At 37.4% G+C, this 20,457-nt stretch carries 19 protein-coding genes; 5 read left to right on the forward strand and 14 right to left on the reverse strand.

The features are described from left to right. Nucleotides 1-319 precede the first annotated feature (319 nt). Entirely contained in the window at nucleotides 320-2,332 is a 2,013-nt protein-coding gene (locus ABES02_RS13200) for an alpha-galactosidase (RefSeq protein WP_430135345.1), read from the forward strand. Between the two features lie 181 nt (nucleotides 2,333-2,513). Here the strand turns inward: ABES02_RS13200 and ABES02_RS13205 are convergent, their stop codons facing one another. Then, the gene (locus tag ABES02_RS13205) at nucleotides 2,514-3,140 is read right to left on the reverse strand and encodes a hypothetical protein (protein WP_430135348.1); all 627 of its coding nucleotides are present in this window, start codon (nucleotides 3,138-3,140) and stop codon (nucleotides 2,514-2,516) included. Between the two features lie 382 nt (nucleotides 3,141-3,522). Here ABES02_RS13205 and ABES02_RS13210 point away from each other — a divergent pair, with 382 nt between their 5' ends. Beyond that, on the forward strand, nucleotides 3,523-4,092 hold the full coding sequence (locus ABES02_RS13210; protein ID WP_430135351.1) for a biotin transporter BioY: 570 nt from the start codon (nucleotides 3,523-3,525) through the stop codon (nucleotides 4,090-4,092). A gap of 286 nt (nucleotides 4,093-4,378) precedes the next feature. On the opposite strand, the gene ABES02_RS13215 is transcribed toward ABES02_RS13210, so the two are convergent. The 3 genes from ABES02_RS13215 to ABES02_RS13225 all read right to left on the reverse strand — a co-directional run bounded on the left by ABES02_RS13215 (nucleotide 4,379) and on the right by ABES02_RS13225 (nucleotide 6,439). Continuing rightward, nucleotides 4,379-4,510: a hypothetical protein gene (locus ABES02_RS13215; RefSeq protein ID WP_430135354.1), complete on the reverse strand. Its 132-nt coding sequence runs from the start codon at nucleotides 4,508-4,510 to the stop codon at nucleotides 4,379-4,381. Nucleotides 4,511-4,720: 210 nt separating this feature from the next. Then, nucleotides 4,721-5,680 carry an NAD(P)H-dependent flavin oxidoreductase gene (locus tag ABES02_RS13220; RefSeq protein ID WP_430135356.1) on the reverse strand — a complete coding sequence of 320 codons (960 nt, stop codon included), beginning with the start codon at nucleotides 5,678-5,680 and terminating at the stop codon, nucleotides 4,721-4,723. Nucleotides 5,681-5,704: 24 nt separating this feature from the next. Continuing rightward, nucleotides 5,705-6,439 (reverse strand): metallophosphoesterase, encoded by a 735-nt coding sequence (locus ABES02_RS13225; protein ID WP_430135358.1) that lies wholly within the window; start codon nucleotides 6,437-6,439, stop codon nucleotides 5,705-5,707. A gap of 339 nt (nucleotides 6,440-6,778) precedes the next feature. On the opposite strand from ABES02_RS13225, the gene ABES02_RS13230 reads away from it, so the two are divergent. Continuing rightward, a complete protein-coding gene (locus tag ABES02_RS13230; protein WP_430135361.1) occupies nucleotides 6,779-7,471 on the forward strand; it encodes a hypothetical protein in 693 nt (230 codons plus the stop codon). Nucleotides 7,472-7,632: 161 nt separating this feature from the next. Here ABES02_RS13230 and ABES02_RS13235 read toward each other — a convergent pair whose 3' ends face one another. From ABES02_RS13235 to ABES02_RS13255, 5 genes are all read right to left on the reverse strand, one after another. Further along, nucleotides 7,633-8,241, reverse strand: a complete 609-nt coding sequence (locus ABES02_RS13235) for an alpha/beta hydrolase (RefSeq protein WP_430135363.1) — start codon at nucleotides 8,239-8,241, stop codon at nucleotides 7,633-7,635. Between the two features lie 36 nt (nucleotides 8,242-8,277). Then, nucleotides 8,278-8,886, reverse strand: a complete 609-nt coding sequence (locus tag ABES02_RS13240; RefSeq protein WP_430135366.1) for a flavin reductase family protein — start codon at nucleotides 8,884-8,886, stop codon at nucleotides 8,278-8,280. 21 nt (nucleotides 8,887-8,907) lie between these two features. Then, complete coding sequence (locus ABES02_RS13245; protein ID WP_430135368.1) at nucleotides 8,908-9,846, reverse strand: ring-cleaving dioxygenase; 939 nt, start codon at nucleotides 9,844-9,846, stop codon at nucleotides 8,908-8,910. A 123-nt stretch (nucleotides 9,847-9,969) separates the two neighbouring features. Beyond that, nucleotides 9,970-10,368 (reverse strand): DoxX family protein, encoded by a 399-nt coding sequence (locus tag ABES02_RS13250; protein ID WP_430135371.1) that lies wholly within the window; start codon nucleotides 10,366-10,368, stop codon nucleotides 9,970-9,972. A gap of 60 nt (nucleotides 10,369-10,428) precedes the next feature. Further along, complete coding sequence (locus ABES02_RS13255) at nucleotides 10,429-10,851, reverse strand: MarR family winged helix-turn-helix transcriptional regulator (RefSeq protein WP_430135374.1); 423 nt, start codon at nucleotides 10,849-10,851, stop codon at nucleotides 10,429-10,431. 301 nt (nucleotides 10,852-11,152) lie between these two features. Here ABES02_RS13255 and ABES02_RS13260 point away from each other — a divergent pair, with 301 nt between their 5' ends. Together ABES02_RS13260 and ABES02_RS13265 are read left to right on the forward strand one after the other, a co-directional pair. Next, nucleotides 11,153-12,070 carry a DMT family transporter gene (locus ABES02_RS13260; RefSeq protein WP_430135377.1) on the forward strand — a complete coding sequence of 306 codons (918 nt, stop codon included), beginning with the start codon at nucleotides 11,153-11,155 and terminating at the stop codon, nucleotides 12,068-12,070. 21 nt (nucleotides 12,071-12,091) lie between these two features. Continuing rightward, nucleotides 12,092-12,676: a cysteine dioxygenase gene (locus ABES02_RS13265; protein ID WP_430135380.1), complete on the forward strand. Its 585-nt coding sequence runs from the start codon at nucleotides 12,092-12,094 to the stop codon at nucleotides 12,674-12,676. Nucleotides 12,677-12,775: 99 nt separating this feature from the next. Here the strand turns inward: ABES02_RS13265 and ABES02_RS13270 are convergent, their stop codons facing one another. The 5 genes from ABES02_RS13270 to ABES02_RS13290 form a co-directional block, all read right to left on the reverse strand. After that, nucleotides 12,776-13,597 (reverse strand): DUF4405 domain-containing protein, encoded by an 822-nt coding sequence (locus ABES02_RS13270; protein ID WP_430135383.1) that lies wholly within the window; start codon nucleotides 13,595-13,597, stop codon nucleotides 12,776-12,778. 681 nt (nucleotides 13,598-14,278) lie between these two features. After that, on the reverse strand, nucleotides 14,279-15,454 hold the full coding sequence (locus ABES02_RS13275; RefSeq protein ID WP_430135385.1) for a sulfite reductase subunit alpha: 1,176 nt from the start codon (nucleotides 15,452-15,454) through the stop codon (nucleotides 14,279-14,281). Between the two features lie 217 nt (nucleotides 15,455-15,671). After that, nucleotides 15,672-16,559 carry a peptidylprolyl isomerase gene (locus tag ABES02_RS13280; protein ID WP_430135388.1) on the reverse strand — a complete coding sequence of 296 codons (888 nt, stop codon included), beginning with the start codon at nucleotides 16,557-16,559 and terminating at the stop codon, nucleotides 15,672-15,674. Nucleotides 16,560-16,816: 257 nt separating this feature from the next. Further along, nucleotides 16,817-18,940 carry a glycoside hydrolase family 3 protein gene (locus ABES02_RS13285; protein WP_430135391.1) on the reverse strand — a complete coding sequence of 708 codons (2,124 nt, stop codon included), beginning with the start codon at nucleotides 18,938-18,940 and terminating at the stop codon, nucleotides 16,817-16,819. Between the two features lie 132 nt (nucleotides 18,941-19,072). Further along, a complete protein-coding gene (locus ABES02_RS13290; protein WP_430135394.1) occupies nucleotides 19,073-20,284 on the reverse strand; it encodes a helix-turn-helix transcriptional regulator in 1,212 nt (403 codons plus the stop codon). Between the last annotated feature and the right edge of the window lie 173 nt (nucleotides 20,285-20,457).

The following is a 20,457-nucleotide window of genomic DNA, read 5'->3' on the forward strand; positions in this document are numbered from 1 at the left end:
ATCAACGAGCTTCGAAAATCAACAATGTTCTTTAACATAGCTTATTTTTAAAAGTTTACTAAATTTTACTCCAATTAATCCCATGTGTAAAGTGTGAATTAATAAATTAATCAGTTAATTCGAAATCAAACTGGAACATATTGTTCATTAATAAAACGTAGATTCTGTATTATCATTGACTTTATAACTAGAGTAGAAACTAGGACAATATCAATTTCACTGCCCCGTTTTGGTGGTGTTGAACCATATTTCGAAAGTGTTTCCTCATCTATTAACTAATAACGTTGATTCAAATTTATCTATTTCTGGGGGGAGTTTAATGCTTAAAAAAATCATATCTGCTTTGTTAACATGCTCAGTTATTCTGGCTGGAAACATCCCTAATTCCATTTTAGAACCAGAGGAGGCTGAAGCTTCCTCCTACAATAAGTTGGCACAGCGCCCTTTTATGGGCTGGAGCAGCTGGAGTTCCATCCGCAAGCAGCCAACTGAGGAAAAAATGAAAGCTGCTGCTGATATAATGGCAGCAAAATTTAAATCGCACGGTTATCAATATGTCAATCTTGATGATTACTACCAGCTCGATTGGACAACAAAAGTGGACAAGTATGGAAGATGGGTGGTAGATCCAAAGAAATTCCCACACGGTATGAAAGCATTGGGGGATTATATCCACAAAAAAGGATTAAAATTTGGCCTGTATGTCACTCTTGGTATTCCGAAAGGAGCCATCGATCAAAACACGCCGATTGAAGGGACAACCTACCACGCAAAAGATATCGTTGACCTAAGCAAGGGGCAAAAAGTTAGTTTTAATTTCGACAATATGTATACTATCGATTTTTCAAAACCTGGGGCACAGGAATATATCGATTCTTGGGCAAAACTATTTGCTTCCTATGGCATCGATTATTTAAAAATTGATGGGGTCCGCAACCAAGACATTGCTGATATTGAGGCATGGGCTAAAGCTTTAAAGAAAACAGGCAGACCGATTCATGTGGAATTATCCAATAACTTGGATATCAAACATATATCTTCCTGGCGGCTATTATCCAATGGCTGGCGGACAGATCACGATGTGGAAGCCTACGGAACGCTTACACACACCAATTGGAAAAAGGTATCCAGAAGATTTGATGATGTTGCAGAGTGGCAGTTTCATGCTGGGCCTGGCGGTTGGAATGACTTGGATTCACTAAATGTAGCGAATGGAAGTAAGGATGGGCTTACAGAAGAGGAAAAACGTTCCTATGTATCTTTATGGGCGATTGCGGCATCCCATTTTGTGATCGGGAGCGACCTTACTAAACTCGACACATATGGTATCAGCCTGCTTACGAATGATGAAATTATTGGCGCGAACCAAAGCGGAATACCAGGGAAACGCTTATTCAAAACAGCCAACACTCAAGTATTCTATCAAAAGCTGCCGGATGGTTCTTACAATATTGGTCTCTTTAATACCGGGGTATCTCCACAAGATGTAAGCGTCAAATGGGCAGATTTAGACATTGAAGGCACGGCTGAAGTGCATGACATGTGGTCCCATCAAGATTTAGGAAGCATGGATTCTGGTTTCACCACACAGCTTTCTTCCCATGATTCCCGTATGATCCATGTGATACCTGCTTTATCGCTAACGGTTTCTCCTAAAAGTGGAGCAAGCGAAATTAATCCTTCTAATGTTTCATTGAATTGGAATGCTCAGAAAGGGACGAACCGCTACCATGTGCTCGTAGCAACTGACTCTAGCTTTAATCATATAGTCTCTGATCAAACTGTTTCTACGTCACCCATCATTTTAGATGCACTTAAGACGGATAAACGCTATTATTGGAAAGTGTCTTCTGTATCAAGCGGGAAAGAAAAACAAATCGGAATCTATTCTTTTTCTACAAAAGTAACAACTATACCTGCCGCACCTGACTGGGTTATGGCAAACAGGAAGTACAAAGATTCTGTGTCACTTACCTGGAATCCGACATCTAGTACATCAACGTATACGGTTTATCGAAAGAAAGTGAATCGTTTTGGACTGGGCAGCAATTATACGCCAATAGCAACTAATCTACCTAACCCTTCCTTTATCGATAAAACAGCCAAGGATGACGAGGGTATCAACTATAAGTATATGGTAACCGCAAAGAATGCAATGGGTGAAGGCGTAAAGTCTATTGAGGTTCAAACCGACCATCAATCCTCATTGCAATTGTTAGTCCCTCTGATTATATTATTAACTCTGGTTATCTTAATAAAAATATTTAATATGGCAAGGGATAAATTCAAATTATCTAGAAGGTCTGTCACTATTGGCGCTCAGATTGATTAACGGTGGCACTTATAAGTACGGTTTAAATAATAGAATTATATTATAGGAGTCAACATCTATCCTGGATTGAGCAATCGTTCCATCGAAAGTTGTGTTTTATCAGCATCATTAATGGACTTAAAAAAGGCAGCTTGCCGTAAAGGGTAAGCTGCCTTTTTGGGAAAATGGCTATTTATTAACACTATTTATTTGGAGCAACAAGTACACGCATGCTATCTTCTAATCGATGAGCAATATTTTGATGAGTTTTTCTAATTTGTTTTAAATAGTTGTCTGTGACAGCTTCCCAAGCATTCAATGCTCCATTTGTATATTCAATGAATGACTCGCTATTTCGTTCAACAAGCTTCTCTGCTCTTTCCACTAAATCAAAGGCTGTGTTAATTGGAGTTAAATAAAGCTCCTCTAATTTACTAGCTGCTTCACTTACTTGATCTTTTAAAGATTCAGTCACTTCTTGAGTAGATTCATTTGTTGTAATGATAGAGTTTTGGGGTAAACCTTTACGCAAATCACTATTAAATTTTGTCGCTTGCTCAAAGAGACCTTTTAATGTTTTGCGGTATACCCCATTGAACTTTGTTGTTTCCTTAATCGCTTTTAAGTAAAGTTCTTGTCGTTGTGCTCTATATTCTCTTGTACGAGATACTGCAACTTCAAATTGATCCCAAAAAGTTTCAATAAATGAATCTGTAACATAGCTTGTTTCTTTTTGCTGATCTACATTTTGAATTTCAACTTTTGGAACCTCCACTTTTTTTACTTCCTTTTTTACGACTTCTTCTTTTTGAATCACCTTTTGAACCATCTTCGTTCCTCCTCATTTACTTTGTATATTTCTCTATTTTATCCCCACTATGAAACGGAGGTATGTAGAGTTCGAGAAAACTAGGTCATTACTAAGCTTTAATAAAATTACTATATATGTATTTTACATATATAAGTCTTATTTAGTCAATTGCATATAACATTAATATGCATAAAATTTATTATTATATGACTATTCAGGAAAATCATTATAAAAAGCTACTTCTATGGTTGGTTTAACAAAAGCTGTCACTGGCAGTTGGATCAAATTTATTACAACTATTAAAGTAAAAATATGATTGACATAGATTTAAGGCTCATTTTATACTTTATTTGTTAACCTGTTCATAAATTTAGTTAACACAAAAATAAGGAGGTATATTATGTTTCAATCACGCAATCAATTAAAAATGTGGATTTTAAGTGCTTTATTCGCTGCCATTATCGGGATTTTGGCTCAGGTTACAATCCCATTGCCACTTGTTCCGATTACAGGACAAACTCTTGCAGTTGGTTTAGCAGCAACCATTTTAGGCTCTAGATATGGGTCTCTTTCTGTTATTTTATATGCCTTCATTGGCGCTGTAGGCATTCCCGTTTTTAGTGGAATGTCAGGAGGGTTTGGTGTGATCGTTGGTCCTACAGGAGGTTATATTATTGGATTCATCCCAGCAGCATTTTTAACTGGTTTTATCTTAGAAAAAACCAGCTTCACTGTCATAAAAGGTATGATTGCAAATACGACCGGAATGCTAGTTACCTTGGCAATTGGAAGCGCTTGGCTAAAATTTGCGGCTGATATGACTTGGCAGGCTGCATTTTCTTCAGGATTTCTTCCATTTATAGTCGTTGGTTTAATTAAAGCATTTTTAGCATCATGGATTGGTATTACTGTCTATAAAAGACTTGTATCAGCAAAGCTATTATCTTCATCTCAACAAGTATCTAGTTAGTTTCATCTTATTTAAAAATAAAAGAGCGATTCTTGAATAAGAATCGCTTAAACTTTGTAAACATTTAAAATTTGAAAGACTTCGCAATTACTTCCCATTGTTCCTCATCAGTTAGTTCATTGTAATCCACTTTCATCTTAAAAAATGACTTCCCACATGATTTTATCAATCTACCTAAGGCATAAATTGGTACGATTTTTCCACCTGTACACATACCAAATTCCCCTCTCATCAAATAGGATAATTGATTCTACACCTAACACCCAATATACTGATAATCAAACTATCATTTATCCATTGTATTTGATTCAATAATTTGGATAAGCTCCTCAATTATATCGTTTAACCTCATCCTGCTGGTATCTTTCCTAAGAATATTAGAAGTTTTTAAAAGCAGTATTTCCTCTTGCTCACTCATAAAAATGCCCCCATTCTTAATAAAATGACAATTTTTAGAATCAAATTACAGAATTTACTCATAGATGTAATTTACACTCATTATATCCTACCTATACTATATATGTAAATTACATATATATATAATCTAAAAATTAACATAGTATATGTAAAAAGGCAAATACCACTTGAAAAGGGTACTTGCCTTTTTTAAAACGCCAATCTATTGTTATCAGATTTGATTGATTCTTTCTTTAGCTTCCACATATTCTTGATAAAGTTTATTTACAAATTCTCCAGCACCAGTAACCTCATTAATAGCTCCAATTCCTTGTCCGGACCCCCATATATCCTTCCACGCTTTTGCCTTCGCTCCACCAGAAAAATTCATCTTAGATGGATCACTTTCTGGAAGCGCATCAGGATCTAAACCTGCTTTTCTGATGGAAGGCGCTAAGTAATTTCCATGGACACCGGTGAACAGATTACTATAAACAATATCATCAGACGTACTGTCAACGATTGCCTGCTTGTACTCATCAACTGCATTCGCTTCGTGAGTGGCAATAAAAGGGGATCCGATATAAGCAAAATCAGCCCCCATAGCCTGGGCGGCGAGGACCGCGCTGCCTGTGGCAATTGAACCAGACAAAGCAAGTGGACCGTTGAACCATTGACGGATTTCTTGTATCAAGGCAAACGGGCTCTTAACACCAGCATGACCGCCGGCTCCTGTAGCAACGGCAATCAGCCCATCTGCCCCTTTTTCGATCGCCTTATGAGCGAATTTGTTATTAATCACGTCATGCATAACAATGCCACCGTAGCTATGTATCGCGGCATTAACATCCTCACGTGCCCCTAAGGAAGTAATAATAAGGGGAACTTTATACTTCTTACACAATTCCACATCATGTTCTAGCCGATCATTCGACTTATGGACGATTTGATTAATCGCAAACGGGGCAGCAGGCCGCTCCGGATTTTGAGCATTGTAGGATGCTAGCTCCTCTGTGATTTCCGCCAGCCATTCATCGAGCATGGATGCGGGTCTGGCATTCAGGGCAGGCATAGATCCAACAATTCCTGCCTTACATTGCGCAATAATAAGTTTCGGATTACTAATGATAAAAAGTGGAGCGCCAATTACAGGAATACGCAACCCTTTAAGTATTGATGGAATATTTGACATATTCTTTTATCCCCCATTCGAAAATTAATTGTTAGTTTTGCTTTCTTCTATTCGTAATACTGATGTAGTACTGTACTGACCATCGGTTATGATTAATGCATTTAGCTGTCCGCCGAAGGCACAGCCGCCATCGATACCGATCACTCGGTTTGGACCAAAATAAACATTGTTTTGATTATGAATTCTTCTAGTTGGGGTATGACCGAAAATGATAGTTTCATGGCCATTGTATTCATAAATAAATTCATCTCGAAGATTGAGAAACTCGATCTTGGATGTTTTTTCCAATCCTTTTTTCGGATTGATTCCCGCATGAACAAAGATTAGGTCTAGTTCCTTTTTAAATAAAGGCAGTGACTGGAGGAAAGAAATTTGTTCTGGAAAATAATCGTAAATAGTCTTTCGTATTTCATTTTCTTTTTTACTGTCATGCAGCAATTGTGAGTATTCAATTGTGGCCATTCCGATTTTTTCTAAACAGCTATTAATAGTTGCCATTCCACCAATCTTGCCATAATAAAAAATAATTTCTTTATCGTCCAGCCAACGTAAGAACAAATCGTCATGGTTACCAAGTAAAGCGGTTGCACCATGCCGACACCATTCCCTTATCCTATCTACTACATCAATACTATCAGGTCCTGAGTCAACATAGTCTCCTAGAAAAATAATCTCTTCTGGTTTAGCGTTTGTCTTTTGCAACAACTGATCAAGTTCCGCTGCACAACCATGAATATCTGAGATCACGATTTTCCTCAAATTTTCACCTCTCTTTTATTGCTTATTCAAAAAAAGACTGATTGATGAATTCTTCTTGTTTTTTTATTTCAACATAATAGTCAGGAATTCCTTTTAATTTTTTATTTTTAATGAAAATTCAGTAAATCTTTCCAAATATAACGACAAAAACTTTCCAATCTTTGTTTTTCGATAGAAGAATTGCTCATAAATGCTCAACATAAGGCAGGAACTATCACATTTCATAAGAAAGTGACGATGAAAACTCAGCATACATAAACAGGAAAGTATAGAAATGATATTGAATTATACTCCTACAGGGAAAATACCCTTGTTACAAATCGGAAAGGTTGTGAGTTTATGAGACTTCTGGATGTACAACCTAAGAAAAACTTCAGCTACATCTTCGTTCAATTTCCAGGAATGAACATGAATGTCCCTTTACTCTCGAGTGATGAAGGAAAGGCGGTGAAAGAAGATGTTGCTTTATGTATCCAACTAAATAGCAAAGAAAAGGTTCATGATATGTACTATGTACGAACCCATAGTATAAGACCCTTTGACTTTGAAGAAATTGGTGCTAAAGCATTTTTTCGAGTCATCAAGAAAAAAGAAGTTTCTCCTGACTCACACGCGAATGAATCCGAAGATTTCGCCATGTGCATAACAGATGAAGTCTCTGTAGTGCAAAAGAAAACAGTAAACGGATATCAGTTCGTCTTAGTAGTAAATAAGCGCGAAATCGGACTTGTCGCCACGATTGAAGAAGAAGTTTTACAATCAAACAAAGAATCATTTCATCGAAAAGAGAAAGTGGAAGAACGTTTCGCAGTTAATGTTAATCGTAAGAAAAATAAGCTGTACTTTGGAGAATGGGCCAAAAAGAAGATATTCTCGGGAGGCAATGTCTTTCAGGCTGAGGTAGTTAATGAGCCAATCCGAATACTTTTAGAGGGCGTTAAAGGAAAAGTTAAAGTCTTTTCTCCTGCCGCATTAGATTTTCTCGGTCCAGGTGATCGGAGCCATACCATTTTTATCATGAGGAGGTGTTGATAGGGCTGTCCATTATGGAATAAAAACTTCATATTAGTAAAAAATCGAAACACAAGGATTCATAGGATAATCCTTTTCGATTATAAGAAAATAGTAAATCCATTTAATATAGAGACTTAACCAAGCGGTTAAGTCTTTTTTACTGGAATGATTTTTTATTATTACACTTGAAGCCGTCTATACCATTGGGCAGCAGCCTCTACTTCATCAAGGGTTAATTGATGTCCTCTATTTTCCCAATGAAGTTCGACATTCGCATTTGCCTTTTCTAATAATGATTGTAGTTCAGACGATTCTAATGGCGAACAGATGGGGTCATTGGTTCCAGCTGCAATAAATACAGACTTCCCTGACAAATCAGGCAGGTCGATCCCTTTTCTTGGCACCATCGGATGATGAAGAATCGCACCTTTAATAGCATTTTGAAAATGGAATAAAAGACTAGCAGCGATATTGGCTCCATTTGAATAGCCGATGGCAATTATATTATCCCGATTAAAACCATATTTTTCAGCGGCTTCATCCAGAAATTCATTTAACTCTTTTGTTCGAAAAACAAGGTCCTCTTCATCAAATACACCTTCCGCTAATCTTCTAAAGAATCGAGGCATTCCATTCTCTAATACATTTCCACGGACACTTAACACAGAAGCTTCATCATCGATTCTTCCGGCTAGAGGCAGCAAATCTAATTCATTGCCACCAGTGCCGTGAAGCAATAACAATGTAGGTTTAGTTGGGTCTTGCCCCTTATTAAATATATGTTTCATTACAAATCTCCCTCCAGATAACGAACTTGTTATAAACTATTTAGGTCTTTCGATTTCAAAAATGTCACCAATTTTAGCGTAATGATTTCCTGCTAATCGGCTAACGGCAGCAAGTCCCCTAGGGTCTATTCTTCCTTTTTCATAAAGGTCATTTTGGATATGAAATTGAACCACTTTCCCGATAATAAAATCACACCCCGGTGAATCGATACCTCCCAATTCTAAGGAATGCTCGAGTGAACATTCCATTCGAATTTTCGCTTCCTTTACACCTGGTACAGAAATCTTAAGACTGTCTACCGGGGTTAATTGTGCTAAATCAATTTCACTCTGATCAGGCGGGAGACTCGCTGCTGTTTTGTTTATTTTTTCAACATTTTGTTCATCCACGATATGAACGACAAACTCTTTGGACTCAAGAATGTTTCTCGCTGTATCCTTCTGTCTCCCTTGTGCCCGTTGAACAGATAAAGAAATCATCGGGGGATTGGATGATACAATATTAAAATAACTGAAGGGCGCCCCATTTAACACACCGTCTTTCGACCTAGTGGTAACGAAAGCAATGGGTCTAGGTATGATGCTTCCTATTAAAAATTTATAATTTTCCCTTTCGGACATTGAGGCCGGATCAATCGAAAGCATTGAAATCATCCCTTCGTAAAATCAGTCTAGTTTTCTTACTTCAATCGGCAGCAACCCTTGTTCAATTTGTGCCCGATGTTGTTCGTACTGGGCAGGGAGCATTAATTTTTCCCCCATTGTGGCTTGTGATTCATCATGTGCAAATCCTGGTGGGTCTGTCGCGATTTCAAACAAAATTTCACCGTGCTCTCTAAAGTAAATGGCATTAAAGTAATTACGGTCCTGAACAGGAGTGACTCCATATCCATTCGCTTTCACATACTTTTGCCATTCTAATTGATCCTGGTTATCTATAGCTCTCCAGGCAATATGATGGACGGTGCCAACTCCCATTTTCCCGCGTCCAATCGGTGTTAGTTTGAGGTCGATAATATTTCCAATTTCAGCGGTGGAGCGATAGCGGACAAAATCTCCCTCTTTAGCCACTAATTCAAGACCCATTACTTTTTCTAACAATTCAGCTGTTTTGTCAGGCTGGGCAGATAATAAGGTTGCCCCTCCAAACCCTTTTATAGCCACATCAGGGGTTACCTCTCCGATAATCCATGGATTAATGTCCCCTTCTTCTCTTTCCACAATCTCCAAGTGCAGTCCATGCGGGTCATCAAATTCCAAATACTGTTCGCCAAAACGCTCTATTTTTGTGTATGAAACCTTAAATTTTTCCAATCTCTTTTCCCAGAACTCCATGGACCCTTTTGGTACAACATAAGACGTAACCCCTACTTGGCCGTCTCCAATTACTCCTTTATATGCGTCAGGCCAAGGGAAGAATGTAATAATAGTTCCTGGTTTGCCGCCTTCATTACCAAAATAAAGGTGATAGGTACCAGGATCATCAAAATTGACTGTTTGCTTCACTAATCGTAAACCTAAAACGCCTGCATAAAAATCTACATTTTCCTGGGGATGCCCAACGATTGCAGTGATATGGTGAATACCCATTGTTTTCTTACTCATTTATTATCACTCCTTTGAGTTTTGAATTTCCGTTATTCCTGATAACTTTATTTTGTTCTAGTCTAGATAATTACAATCTTTGTTTTTTTACTTTAAAATTAATATTCTTTAATTCGAGATATTTTAGAATAAAAATGCATCTAGAGCATATTGACCAGGTCCAGTTAATGCTACACCAATAGCCACTGCAAGCAATGTCAGATTATATTCATATCCATTGGCTGTTGCCCATAATCCATTGGCTGCATGTACTTTCAGAATTGCCATTACCATCGTTCCTGCAATTAGGAGACCTGCGAGTGGAGTTAATAGGCCTAAAGTAAATAAAATTCCACCAATAAGTTCGGCTAATCCAGCGAATAGTGCCATGGTTACTCCTGGTTTCATGCCAATGGATTCAAACCAGCCGCCAGTACCCTTTAAGCCATAACCACCAAACCATCCAAATAATTTCTGAGCACCGTGTCCTACGAATAATACACCAATAACTAAACGAATTATTAATAAACCAATATTTATCATTTTGAAATCCTCCATTTTTTATCTCGAATTCGAGATATTTATTTTTAAAAAAGAAAAAGTTTATATATTATTTTTCACTCTATTCAAAAGCTGCACCAAGGTTTCTGCCTCATCATCATTTAGTGCATCAAACATATGATCAACCAGCTCATGATATTTCGGCATGATTTCCTCCATCATTTGATTGCCTTCATGCGTTAATGTCACATGTATCACCCGCCGATCATCCGGACAGGCATTTCTGCACAATAAACCTTTCTGTTCCAACTTGTCAATAACATAGGTCATCGATCCACTTGAGATTAATATGCAATTCCCAATCTGTTGAATAGTTTGTTTCCCTTTTTGAAAAAGAACCTCTAAAACAGAAAAATCCGTAATACTTAGTTTGTTTTTTGTCATTTCTTCCTTAATACAATCATGAATCGTTTTTGAAGTTTGCATTAAAACAAGAAAAGGTATATTTGTGCACTTTCTTTTCATTTGTTTCACCTCCCAATTAATACCTTGAATTTAAATATCTTGAATCTGAGATAATAATAATATTTTTTTCCTTTCGTGTCAATACCTTTATTGAAAAAGAAGCTGCCCAATTAATATGAGCAGCTCAAGATTAAGTTCAGAAAGCACTAGAAATAAGTAGTATCATCAAATAAAATACATTCGAAATCCGATTAAGATCAGTAAAATATACCGATTAGGAAAACAAAAAGTCACAAACATCTTCTTTCAGGACAAACATAAGATGGAATAACGATTTTTTTGCCGAAAGGGTTGTTCTGCCATGACTAATTATAGGTCGAAACTAACTGCTTCACTATATGCGTTAATGTCCATTAGTTTTTGGGGGGTCTCTTTTGTATCGACGAAGGCGGTATTGGAAAAACTTGATCCTTATTCGTTACTCGTTATTCGTTTTGGGATTGGAGCTTTATTTTTGCTGTTGTTATTACTAATTCAGCGTACCCGGCTATTAGTATCTCTAAAATTCATCCCCCATTTAATTATTCTAGGTATTCTTGGAGTATTTGTTCATCAAGTGCTCCAGGCAACTGCATTGTTGACGATACATGCTTCTTCGGCTGGGTGGCTCATTTCACTTTCCCCCATCTTTACGGTCATCCTATCGATTCTCTTTTTGCATGAGAAGATGAGTATCACCAAGGCTATAGGAATGGTGATTGCTATCACAGGTGTGCTGCTAGTCACAACAACAAGAAGTGGACAAACCTTTCAATTTGCCCTAAACATCGGTTTTTTTCTCATGATTTTAAGCACCTTAAATTGGGCAGTTTATTCGGTACTTTTAAAATCTTTAAATATTCCCTATTCGCCACTTTTAGTGACATTTTATTCAAGTCTTCTAGGCTTAATCCTTACCACACCCTTTATCATCCGAACCAGGGGATGGGAAGCACTTTCACTATTGACCCATACCGAGTGGGCGCATTTGTTGTTTCTTGGAGTTTTCGTTTCTGGCATTGCCTATTGGTATTGGGGGAAGGCACTTGAAGTTTTAGAAGCTTCTAAGGTATCAATGTTTCTATATTTAGAGCCTGTCTCGACATTAATTGCTGCGGTTTTGCTTTTACAAGAAAAGGTTTTATTCATAAGTGCTACTGGAGGAATCATAATTATAATTGGAGTCATTGTCGTTAATGGTCAGCTTGTGCCTTTGTTGTTCAGCCTCTTCAAGAAATAACATCATTAGGGGGAGAGCTTTATGACTTTGACAAGTAGAATAAAGAATGTGCTAGATACCTTAAAAAGTCCTTCTAAAGCGGAGTTAAAAGAAGCTTTAATAAAACTAGATTTGAATGTTGATGATCTTGCTCAATTGCCGAAACCATCCAATGGAAAGCCATACAATCGGAAGCTTCTTTATAAAAATGAAGAAGTCGAGATGCTTGTAATGAATTGGTCTCAATTGGAATGTGCCCCACATGATCACGGCGGCTCCCACGGCTGGATACAAGTCCTCTCCGGTACCTCGCTAAATTCTGTTTATGAAATGACCGGGAGTGGTCTGCCTGCCGAATTATTCCATGAATACCATCATAAAGGGAAACATTTTTATGCACCGAAAAAAGCCGTTCATAAAATGAAAGCTTCCAACAATACAGATTTGGTCACTCTTCACCTTTATTCCCCTCCAATCACTGGGATGATTGTCTACGACTTACAAAGATGTGCCGCTTGCGTTGTATCAGACGATTGCGGAGCATGGTGGCCTAAAGAACAGTTTCAAAAAGTCAAAGAGATACAAATAAAAAAGGATATTGTTACGGAAGAAAGAAATCCTAATTAAATTACAGCTTTTTTAAAAAAGGAAGATCCAAAAAAGGATAATAACTACACCTTTTTGAGTCTTCCTTTCATACCTAACCTACTGGCAAAATAAATTTTATTAAGAAGTTTGCGGATGAACACGTCTTAATTTTCGTTTATTCCTTAAGATTCGCTTTTCCAGATAATAAGTTGGAATGATGATAGCTGCCCAAATGGCAAAGTAATTAAGGACTACTAAGAATGGGTTGCTGCTTCCGCCATGCCCTTCTTTTCCATGAAATTTTTCATCCCGAAAATCTTTGTTTGCCGTTCCTTGATTTGATGTTGAACTCCCTGTGGTACCAGTATTAGAAGACTGCTCACTTTGCTGCATTTGTTTCGGCGCGAATTCACCATTGCTAGGAATTGCTGTTGAGGCAAACCACTGAATTCCGCCTGCCAAAATCGCCAATGACAACACCACTGATGCAATAACACCTTTTCTGAATTTTCCTTCCTTTGTTTTAAAAGCCTTTTTACAAATACTCATGACCCATTGCCAGTGTACTCCAACATGAAGACCAACTAAAGCAAGTGTTGCATCAGCCGAGAAACCATGGAGTTCACGAATCGTATGATTACCTTCAATGGCAAGACTCGGTAAAACTACCCTCGAAATCAATATACCTGTAATGATAACCGCTGCCATTGAAATTAAGAGCAATACGTTTAACAAATAACTAAATCGTGTTTTATTTGGTAGTTTCGGGTCCATAATCTTTTTAGTTGTATTGATCACCCATTGATAGTTCAATCCGATGTGGACTAGAATGGCGACTCCGATTACCAAACCTGCGATCTCATGAAACCGTAAGCCGTCTAAAACTCTTGGATTCATCAGTAGCACAAAAGTGATGGCCAACAGCAAATCCAAGACGATTTTTGTATAATTCTTTTTCATAATAATTCCTCCAAATTCAAATACTAACCTAACTGATTCCCATTTTATTGGGATAACCATAAGAAAACCTTAAGTTCCCAAATTCATTTTTACATTTTTTATTTTCCACAATCTTAATCTGTTCCGTATTTACTTCTTCATCACAGATATAATCCGGTAAGTGACATTCATTGGGGTATTAAGCATATTAGCATGGAGCTACGTGACCGAAACCAGGTTGTTTGGATGATTTTGGTAACTTAGTACGAGTCTACATGACCGCAACCGGGATGTTTGGATGATTTGGGTAACGTAGAACGAGTCTACGTGACCACAACCGGTTTGTTTGGATGATTTGGGTAACGTAGAACGAATCTACGTGACCGCAACAGGTTCTTATGGAAGATTTGAGTAACGTAGAACGAGTCTACGTTACCGCAACCGGGTTATATAGAAGATTTGAGTAACGTAGAACGAATCTACGTGACCGAATCCGATTTGTTTGGATGATTTGAGTAACGTAGAGAAAGTATATGGGACCAAAACTAGGGTCAAAAAGAGTTTTGGGTAACCTAGAATCGGTCTATTTAAAAAAATAACAACAAGAATCTTTAACAAAGCCATTTTATAAAAAAAAGTGACTCCATTTCCCGCTAAGTGCGGAATGAAGTCACCCTTTTGTGAAATATTTTTTAATTTATTTTAATATACATCGCGTAAATAACGTCCTTGGGCTTTCATCTCATCCAGATAAGCTTGAGCCCCTTCTGGAGTCATCTCGCCTTCCTTCTCTATTACGGAAAGGAGTGCTTCATGAACATCTTTCGCCATATATTGCTTATCACCACAAACAAAGAAGTATGCACCATTTTCCAGCCATGCAAACAATTCCTTGCTATTTTCAAGCATTTTATGTTGTACATATACTTTCTTGTCAGAATCACGGGAGAACGCTGTATCTAGTCTTGTCAATACGCCATCTTTTTGATAATTTTCTAACTCCTCATGATAAAGGAAGTCTGAGACAGCATGCTGGTCCCCAAAAAACAGCCATGACCTTCCAGTTGCTTTATTTACTGCACGTTCTTCGATAAAGGAACGGAATGGAGCAATACCTGTCCCAGGGCCAACCATAATGATATCCTTCTCTTGAGTCGCTGGAAGATGGAAATGTTTATTGGGTTGAACAAATACGGAAAGAGTATCCCCTTCTTTTACACGCTCGGCCACTAAAACAGAACATACACCTTTCCGATCGCGACCATGAGCACTGTAACGGACTGCACCAATCGTTAAATGTACTTCATTAGGATGGGCGGCAATGCTGCTAGCAATGGAATAAAGACGCGGTGTCATTTTTCTTAATAGAGATACTGTATCTTGAGTAGAAGCTTTCCATGGACCGAAATCACGTAACATGTCAAGCAAATCACGACCGTTGGTATATTCCTTCAGTTGGTTAGCGTTTTCAACTAACAGCAGCTTTTTTAACTCTTCATTCTCTGTAAATTCCGCTGCCTGCTGCAGGATTTTTTTTGATAATAAAGTTATTTCAAAGTATGTTGTCAAAGCTTCTTTTAATGGGAGTGTTTCACCTTGTTTATTAATGGTTACAATGGTTTCATTATCCCAAGACATTTCTTCTATTAACGAAGCCACAAGTTCTGGGTCATTCATAGGGATAACGCCAAGTGCATCACCTGGGACATAGGAAAGTCCTGAACCATCTAATGATAGCTCAATATGCCTCGTTTCTTTACTAGAACCAGTTCCATTTAAATTTACATTTTTAAGCACTTTCGCTTGAAATGGATTTGTTCTTGAAAATGGTGTTGGTACAGTTTTGTTATCTTTTGGGTTTACTAGAGTAAGTTGCATCATCTTCACCTCAAAAAGTTGACATTAAAAAAATTCTTCCAATTCTTTGTTCGGTCCCCATTTGATAATTTAATTCAACCAGATGGGTCCTTCAACAGTATCTAATACATCTTCGAATAAAACAACTAATTTATTAACATTTCCAACAAAAAGCTATTATTCTTATTTTACACCAAGACTTTTTAATTGAGTGTGTCTTACATCACAATAGCCATATTTAGCCTTCCGCAAGTGTGTTTTCAATATCATAGTCCTTTTTCTTGTCCTCAAGCCAGGTTGTATATTCGGTATCTATTTTTTGCTCTAATAAAGTCTCTTTGATTTGAGCCTTGCTATTATCATAATTTGCTTCTATTGCAGCTTTTTTAGCCTCTACCTTAATTATATGGTAACCATATTCGGTCTTCACCGGGTCACTAATTTGGTTAACCGGGAGTGCAAAGGCAACATTATCAAATTCTGTTACCATTTCTCCTTTTGAAAAATAACCAAGCTCTCCGCCTTGATCCTTCGTACTAGCATCGGTGGAATACGCTTTTGCTAATTCTGCAAAATCACTGCCATTCGCAAGCTTCTGTTTTACTTCGTTTGCGGTCTTTTCATCTGCAACCAAGATATGGCTTGCTTTTACTTGCTCCGCTTGAACAAACGAATCTTTGTTCTCCTCAAAGTATGTTTTCATTTCTTCTTCCGTGATTTCGATTTCCGGTGTAAGTAATTCCTTTATCATCAGGTAATTTTTCATATCTTTTTTTAATGCTTTAAGAGTGGTATTGTTGCTTTCCAGTGCTTGGCTAAATGCTTCCTCTCCACCATACGAATCTTGTAATTTTTGAACCTGTTCTTCCAATTCACTATTAGAAATGGTTATTTTTTGTTTTTTGGCCTCAGCAGCAACAATTTTATCGGCGATTAATTGGTCAACCGTATCTGAACCATATTGTTTCACCATTTCATTATATAATTGATCTTTTGTTATGGCTTCCCCATTAATCGTTGCAATGGCATCGTCTTTTTTCAAAGCAAAACTAAGTATTATTGTCGTTGCTGCAATTAAGATCATGATAACTACTAAAAGCTTTTTCTTTTGTTTTAATATGAACATTCTTTTTAATTCTCCCTTTCTATTATCATATTTAAAATAAAAACCAGAGGTACGCTGGATTATCCTTTCTTGCTTACACGATTGATTATGCAGACCAAACCTTAACTTTTAATTAATTTAGTGTCCTTTTCGTATTTTCGCTTCTTATTCACCTAAAAAAACACAAATTCTTCTAAGAAACCCACATTTTTAGTTCAAAACAGAAATAAAGGAAGCCTATTTAGATAAGCTAAATAGGCTTCCTTTATTTAAACTAATTAAAATGTTAGACCATGTCCAAGTTTATAGATATTACCATCGCTATCTTTATACGCATATGCAAGTCCTTCAGGCATATATTTATCCTTATCATAGCCTGGAACATCATTTCGGGATACACATTCACCATTTTCATCCACGGCAATAACTGCTTCACTTGCAGGCAATGTTAACGGTAACACCCCAACAGGTCGAGTGTTCCCAGCCATTACTTCAACCTGCGCCTTATAGAAAGTATCGTATCCAGCGATCAAGGCGTCTGCCAGAGGTTCAACATTTCCAAGTATCCACGGCATTATTACATTAACGCTAATAATTACTTTGCCTCCACGAACATGAATACTGTCTGCTACTTCCTTTAGATGAGCCATATCACTCAAGGTAGTTTCTTGATACGTTGAACCGTCCAAAGCAGTTTCCGTTTTATCCTCGCAAATTTCAAGCTCTAATAGGCCAGGAGTTGCAGAGAAATATGCCCCGGACTTGGGATGTAAAAACATGATCGCTGTGTCGGCTTCCTCAAAGTTTTCGGTCAAAGTAATTTGTCCTAATTCTTGGCATTCTTTCCTTGCTATTTCGGTATAAGAAGCTGCCCGTTCTGGTTCTTTGTGGAAAACTTCCACGTAAACCTTCTTATTATCTACCTTTTCAGCTGTTAAAGGTAATGTTTGATTATTATTTTTAAGGACTGTTACTGACTTTTTATGAGTTTCATAGGCAGCATCCCAGTTTGCTTGATTACTTACTACTGAAGCAGCATTTTCTGTTGATACATAGGTACGATCATCAAATAATCCTAACGCAAACATTTCAGTAAGGAGTCGTTCATTCGCTTCATCAATACGTTTTTCACTGATCCAGCCATTTTCGATGGCTTTTTTAAGGTTTTCAATATCATTGGTATCAGAAACTAGATCTGTCCCCGCATTAACGGCTTTAGCAAAACGTTCTGCCTCACTTAATGTTTCAACGCCCCAGCTCATTTTATTTGTGACGCCGCTGTCGCTATTAATATAGCCTTTGAACCCTAATTTTTCTCTAAGGATATGCTGCAAGAAATAATGATTAAAAGTAAATCCGACCTCTTCGAATGGAATATCTACACCTTCGAATTCTTGAACCACACTTTTCTTGATACTAGGAATCGAATAATATGGCATCATGGAAGAAGTTCCATGTTCTACCGCTGCCCGGAACGGAGGCAGGTGATACTTTTCTAAGCTTCCTGGAGTTGGGTATAGATTCCATTTCCCTTCTTCATAATGTGGATCGAATCCATTTTCGCGTGGTCCACCGCCAGGAAAATGCTTGGTTGTCATAGCAATGCTATGATTTCCAAGAGCATTCCCTTGAAATCCATCAATAACACGGCCGATGGCTTCTGAGATAAATTCTGGGTCTTCACCAAAAGTACCATATATGCGCTGCCATCTCGGGTCTGTGACCGTATCAGCCATATACATATACCCTTTTCTGATTCCAACGGCATCCCACTCATCATGAGCTATTTCAGCAAATTGGCTGATAAGGGAAGCGTCCCCGCCATTTTTTATCTCACCTTGGGCGGCTGCAGCAAGTCCTAAAGTTCCTGGCCAAGTGGAAAAAATCCCTGCGGCATCATTCATACCAAAGATGAATTCTGTGTTTTCGTTTCTTGAATTGGATGCGATTAAACAAGGAATACCGAGACGTGTTCCTTCACAGACTTCATTCATGGTATTCACCCATTCTGCCATTTGAGCTGGGCTCCAATTGTCTCGAAGAATAAAGTGTCTTAGGTTCATGTTTTCAATGGTATGAGTTGTTCCCCATATTTTTGAAGCAGCAAAAATATTTTCGCCCTTCTCAACGATGCCTTCATCCAGCACGCCATCACGACTGGTCTTTCTCTTATCCTTTTGGGAAAGTCCCATTCCGCGAGTATTAATAAGCATCATACCGACTTTTTCATCGATGTTCATCAATGAGACTAGATTCTTTGCACGTTCTTGTGGACTTAATCGCCAATCCTTATAAGGCTCTAATTTCCCACTATTATTCAAATCTTTAAATTTTAAACCATCCACTTCAATGAGGTCCTTGACTCTGACTTCTAATTCTGGTTGTTTATGGTTATGTTCCAATTTAATGCCTCCTTAAATTGTCTGCGCTTTTATTTTTTATAGTAACAATATAAATGCGGTTTCACACCCAAAATTGCTAACTTTTATACAAAATTGACTGCTTTAATAAAATAAAAAAGCAGACGTACCTTTTCATTCGTCTGCTGTCTTATTATTTTTATATTTGGTGGCTGATATTCCTTTTATTTCCTTAAACACCTTGCAGAAATAATTGTAGCTGTTGAATCCAACCAAATAGCTAATTTCTGTGATGGATAGCTGGTTCTGTTCAAGGAGAAAAACCGCCTCCTCGACGCGCTTTTTTTGAATATAATCAATGACACTGATATTCATTTCATCTTTAAATTTTTTTGCTAAATAGGATCGATTATAGCCGATTTTTTCCGCTACTGTTTGCAAATTAATTGCCTCATGATAGTGCAGATGTATATAAATTAATGCTTCCTTTACAACTGAACTATGACCTTTAATAGCAAAATGCTTTACTGCATCACAATATTCTTCTATCATACTGAATTCTAACCCATCTAATTCGGACATTGTTACCGCTGACTCAATATTAATGGCAAATTTTTCCGAAATGGAATGTAAATAGGGAGGTTCGACCCCACCCTTAGCAGCAGCGAGCCTTAACATTGTATTCAACGAAAAGTTAATATTTTTTCTAGCACGCAATGGATTCCCTGGAACTCGATATAAAAATTCACCTGAATAGACGCGCAATCCCTTCATTGCTTGCTCTTTATCCCCTGTTTCGACAAAATGTAAAAATCGTTTTTCTGTCTCGTACCTTAGTTTAACGTCCGAACCACTAAGATCATGATCCTGAGGCTGGATATTCGATTGCTTATGCTCACTACGGTTTTTTAACGTAATAATTTGAGATTCAATAAGAGGGTTAACGAATATATTGACTAGCAAATTGCCGATTGCTAGGTAGGATTGTGCTAAATAGTCTAATGATTTATAAAACGTCTCCAACGGTTTAAACCAATTATTTTCAAGATGATTGTCCTTGATTACATTCCAGATTAAATGGTCAGTGACCTTCTCATTTAAAAAAGGCCCAACCAAAACCATTCCTTGAAACTGTTCTTCCTCACGTATGGCCACTGCCATATACGAAAGTTGAAAAGAATCTGTATGGAAACATAGACTATTTTTATTTTCCTTTTCTAATGCTTGTTGAAGTTCCACATACATTTTCTTTCGGGCTTCAACAATAATTAGGGGGTCATTATCATCAGATATGTGCAAAATCGTTTGAAATTGATCATCAACCGCATGTACATCTATATGAAAAGCATTTTTAATTAGCCAACATTTACTCAGCAGTTCATCCATGGGACTCACCTTTCAGATTCTCAACCTCGTCTAAATCTCGTCTATGATAACAAATTAACAACTAAACGAACAAGTTCTCAATAGATAATCTTACATCAAAATCTACTAGGCCATAATTGCTGGGAAAACTAAAAAACAACAAAAAAAGACACAATCCAAAACATAACAATACC

This window comes from Neobacillus pocheonensis (assembly GCF_050477905.1).
In the GTDB taxonomy this organism is placed as follows: domain Bacteria; phylum Bacillota; class Bacilli; order Bacillales; family Cytobacillaceae; genus Neobacillus; species Neobacillus pocheonensis_A.

Excerpts from the sequence above, each read along its gene's own strand:
- ABES02_RS13280 (WP_430135388.1), bottom strand. The coding sequence starts at position 16,559 with ATGTTCATATTAAAACAAAAGAAAAAGCTTTTAGTAGTTATCATGATC.
- ABES02_RS13275 (WP_430135385.1), bottom strand. The coding sequence starts at position 15,454 with ATGCAACTTACTCTAGTAAACCCAAAAGATAACAAAACTGTACCAACA.
- ABES02_RS13250 (WP_430135371.1), bottom strand. The coding sequence starts at position 10,368 with ATGATAAATATTGGTTTATTAATAATTCGTTTAGTTATTGGTGTATTA.
- ABES02_RS13265 (WP_430135380.1), top strand. The coding sequence starts at position 12,092 with ATGACTTTGACAAGTAGAATAAAGAATGTGCTAGATACCTTAAAAAGT.
- ABES02_RS13255 (WP_430135374.1), bottom strand. The coding sequence starts at position 10,851 with ATGAAAAGAAAGTGCACAAATATACCTTTTCTTGTTTTAATGCAAACT.
- ABES02_RS13245 (WP_430135368.1), bottom strand. The coding sequence starts at position 9,846 with ATGAGTAAGAAAACAATGGGTATTCACCATATCACTGCAATCGTTGGG.
- ABES02_RS13210 (WP_430135351.1), top strand. The coding sequence starts at position 3,523 with ATGTTTCAATCACGCAATCAATTAAAAATGTGGATTTTAAGTGCTTTA.
- ABES02_RS13215 (WP_430135354.1), bottom strand. The coding sequence starts at position 4,510 with ATGAGTGAGCAAGAGGAAATACTGCTTTTAAAAACTTCTAATATTCTT.
- ABES02_RS13240 (WP_430135366.1), bottom strand. The coding sequence starts at position 8,886 with ATGCTTTCGATTGATCCGGCCTCAATGTCCGAAAGGGAAAATTATAAA.
- ABES02_RS13235 (WP_430135363.1), bottom strand. The coding sequence starts at position 8,241 with ATGAAACATATATTTAATAAGGGGCAAGACCCAACTAAACCTACATTG.
- ABES02_RS13260 (WP_430135377.1), top strand. The coding sequence starts at position 11,153 with ATGACTAATTATAGGTCGAAACTAACTGCTTCACTATATGCGTTAATG.
- ABES02_RS13270 (WP_430135383.1), bottom strand. The coding sequence starts at position 13,597 with ATGAAAAAGAATTATACAAAAATCGTCTTGGATTTGCTGTTGGCCATC.
- ABES02_RS13290 (WP_430135394.1), bottom strand. The coding sequence starts at position 20,284 with ATGGATGAACTGCTGAGTAAATGTTGGCTAATTAAAAATGCTTTTCAT.
- ABES02_RS13220 (WP_430135356.1), bottom strand. The coding sequence starts at position 5,680 with ATGTCAAATATTCCATCAATACTTAAAGGGTTGCGTATTCCTGTAATT.
- ABES02_RS13230 (WP_430135361.1), top strand. The coding sequence starts at position 6,779 with ATGAGACTTCTGGATGTACAACCTAAGAAAAACTTCAGCTACATCTTC.
- ABES02_RS13200 (WP_430135345.1), top strand. The coding sequence starts at position 320 with ATGCTTAAAAAAATCATATCTGCTTTGTTAACATGCTCAGTTATTCTG.
- ABES02_RS13205 (WP_430135348.1), bottom strand. The coding sequence starts at position 3,140 with ATGGTTCAAAAGGTGATTCAAAAAGAAGAAGTCGTAAAAAAGGAAGTA.